This window comes from Desulfovibrio sp. 1214_IL3152, assembly GCF_036763055.1.
Taxonomy (GTDB): domain Bacteria; phylum Desulfobacterota; class Desulfovibrionia; order Desulfovibrionales; family Desulfovibrionaceae; genus Desulfovibrio.
The window spans coordinates 1-3153 of the sequence record NZ_JBAIYW010000183.1; the positions used below are offsets into that span (position 1 = coordinate 1).

2 protein-coding genes and 1 pseudogene are annotated in these 3153 nt (G+C 59.2%); all 3 read left to right on the plus strand.

The features are described from left to right. The first annotated feature begins 427 nt into the window (after positions 1-427). Positions 428-1309 carry a c-type cytochrome gene (locus tag V6C07_RS03805; RefSeq protein WP_333535038.1) on the plus strand — a complete coding sequence of 294 codons (882 nt, stop codon included), beginning with the start codon at positions 428-430 and terminating at the stop codon, positions 1307-1309. 2 nt (positions 1310-1311) lie between these two features. Further along, entirely contained in the window at positions 1312-2697 is a 1386-nt protein-coding gene (locus V6C07_RS03810; RefSeq protein ID WP_333535039.1) for a c-type cytochrome, read from the plus strand. Next, positions 2694-3153: pseudogene (locus tag V6C07_RS03815) on the plus strand (hypothetical protein); the annotation flags it as partial. The gene V6C07_RS03810 and the pseudogene V6C07_RS03815, both read left to right, overlap by 4 nt.

Consider the following 3153-nt stretch of genomic DNA (forward strand, 5'->3'; position numbering starts at 1 on the left):
TGCGCTGTTGCCTTGCGCTGTTGGCGCTGCTCGCGGGCTGTCCGGGCGGTTCTGCTGCGGGCCAGACCCGGCAAAAGAACGCAGACCGGTCTTTTCCGTTACTGCGGCGCAGCAACAGGTGCGCATACGCCGAACCATAGCTGTAAGCGCATGATATTCGCCAGCTTGTGCAATATACCCGCCACGAGCAGGGTCACCCCGCGATGGGCTTATGCCCTCCCTGCACAGGCATACGCCTGCCCGCCGTCTGCAAGACGAGCATTTTCAACTACCTGTGTTGACAGGGGACTGTATTTCTGAAATTTATACTGAGACTATTCATTCGCCTTACCTGTAAGCGTTGCTATCATAGAATTCCTATCAAATTACATAGTATTGCATCCAAGCCATTGCGGGGCAGGCAGAGCAGGCCCCAGCAGGAGAAATCATGAAAAACCGCAGCGTGTACCTGGGGCTTGTTCTGGCAGTTGTATTGCTTGTCTTCGGCGTATGGGCGCTTTCCTTTTTCGGTTCAACGCTTTCCCTCCAAAGGGTGGCTCTTGATTCCGAAGCTGCCGCCAAAAGGGTTGCCGTGCCGTCCGCTCAGGCCCTGTTCAATCCGCCCCGGCCCGAAGACGCGCCGGAGAGTATTCGCGAAGAGGTCATGCTCGGCTACAGGATCATGACCGAAACGAAAAAATACGCCGGGCAGTACATCGGCAAGGACAGCCAGCTTTCCTGTTCAAGCTGCCACTTTGAGGGCGGCCGGTCTATGGAGAGCTTTTCTCTTGTGGGCGTGGGGGCGACCTATCCGCGTTACCGTGACCGCAATGAGTATACCATCGACCTCGGCATACGCATTCAGGGCTGCTTTGACCGCAGCATGAACGGCACGCCGCCCCCGCTGGACAGCCAGGTGATACAGTCGCTGCTGGTGTACCTGCAATGGATTTCCAAAGATATTCCCGTATACGCCGAGCTGCCCTGGACCCTGCCTGAAAGTATGGGCAATCCCCACAAGCCTGATCCGGCCAACGGCGAAAAGGTGTACAAAAACGTGTGCGCCCGCTGCCACGGCCTTGAAGGCGAAGGCACGGACATTGCCCCGCCCGTCTGGGGCGACGGCGCGTACAATGACGGCGCAGGCATGCACCGCATCCGCACCCTTTCCATTTTTGCCTGGCGCTTTATGCCCAAGAATGCGCCTTCTCTGACGCAGGAAGAGGCGCTTGACGTGGCGGGCTACATCCATGAACAGCCCAGACCGGCCTTCAAGCCCACCCATTCCGACAAGATCGTGCGGCTTATCCCTCTGACGGAAGGGAACTAGCCATGATATTTCCCATATTGCATATACCGGGACTTGGCGATGGCATGACCATCGCCCTGGACGCCGTGCTGCACGTTGTCATAAGCCACGGCCTGGCTATTGGTCTCATGACCATGCTCATTCTGTTTCAAACCCTGACCTGGATGGGCAAGGGCGACTACTGGGCAAAGATCAGCCGCAGCCTGCTTGGTCCCGCCGTGGTGGTCATCACCTCCGTGGGCGCGGTGACGGGCGTGGGCATCTGGTTTATCACCGGCATTCTCGCGCCCGAAGGCATCGGTTCGCTTATCCACCTTTTTTTCTGGCCCTGGTTTATAGAATGGGGGGCCTTTACATCCGAAGTCATTCTGCTGCTCATCTACTACTATCTGTGGGACAGGCTGGCGGAAAAGCAGCCCGGCAAGCTGGCTGCGCTGGGCTGGGGCTACGTGGTCATGGCTGTTTTTTCGGCCATACTCATTTCGGGCATTCTGGGCTTCATGCTCACGCCTGACGGCTGGCCCTGGGAACAGGATTTTGACCAGGCGTACTTTAATCCCACCTTCGCGCCCCAGGTTTTTCTGCGTCTGGCAGGCGGGCTTGCCATCGGCTCGCTGCTGCTCATGGCGTGGATTGCCTGGCGCTTCAAGGGTACGGCTCAGGAGCGGGGCAGCGCCCTGCGCCTGACCGGGGGCGTTTTTCTGGCTTGTGTGGCTGTGGCCGGTGTGAGCGCCTGGGTGTATTTCTCCCGCATACCCATGACCTATCTGACCCACTGGAAATTCGCCGTAGCCACGTCCTACATGTCGCAACTGCCGGACTTTCTGCCAACCCTCAATGCCGTGGGCGTGGGCGTGCTGTGCCTTGCCGGTCTTGTGGCGGTGCTGCGCAGCCGTGTGGCAAGCCGCATTCTCTGCATACCGGCCCTGCTGCTTTGCGTATTCATGGTTATGGAATTTGAGCGCATACGCGAATTTGTGCGCGGGCCGTACCTTTTGCCCGGCTATATGTATGCCAATCAGGTTCCGCTGGTGGAAAAGCTGGCCCTGGACGAAAAAAATGAAAGCTTTCTGCCGCGCATGCGCTGGGTTAACGACAACGGCAAGCTGCCGCCCCACATGGTCGCCGGGCAGGCCCTGTTTGCCGCCAACTGCGGGGTGTGCCACACCAACGTCAAGGGCGGCCTCAACAATATCGGCATCCGCGTGGCCGGGCGTACGCTGGACAGTCTCAACGCCATCATCGACATCACCGAGAACCTCGGGCCGTTCATGACGCCCTTTACCGGCTCGGAATCGGAGCGCCTGCTGCTGGCGAACTACATTTACATGCTCGCGACGGAGCAGGGCTATATCAAGACGCAGCAGGCCCATAAGGGCCGCGCCGCCGGGGAGGCCAAGCAACCATGAACAAGTGGACCGATCTTTTTCTGCTGCATCCCCTGCCCGAAGGCTGGCTCAACGGCCTGCTTTTTGTCTCCTTTGGCCTGCACCTGCTTTTTGCCCTGCTGATCGTGGGGACGGCCATTCTGGGCTTTGTGTTCTTTCTTCAGGACTGGCTGGACAGGGATGAGGCCGGGCAGGCGTGGAACAGCCGTTTCATGCACACCCACCTCGGCCTCAAGAGCCTGGCGGTGGTGCTTGGCATTGCGCCCCTGCTGCTCATACAGATCCGCTACTCCTATTCGTTCTTTACCACCACGGGCCTGTTCGCCTACGCCTGGCTGGCGGTGATCCCCCTGCTGATCGTGGCCTTTCTGCTCATCGACGCCTTTAATCACAGCATGGAACGGCGCGCCTGGCTGGCCTTTTTTTGCGGCGTGGTGGGCGTGGGGGCGCTGCTTACCGTGCCCGCGGTCTTTACCG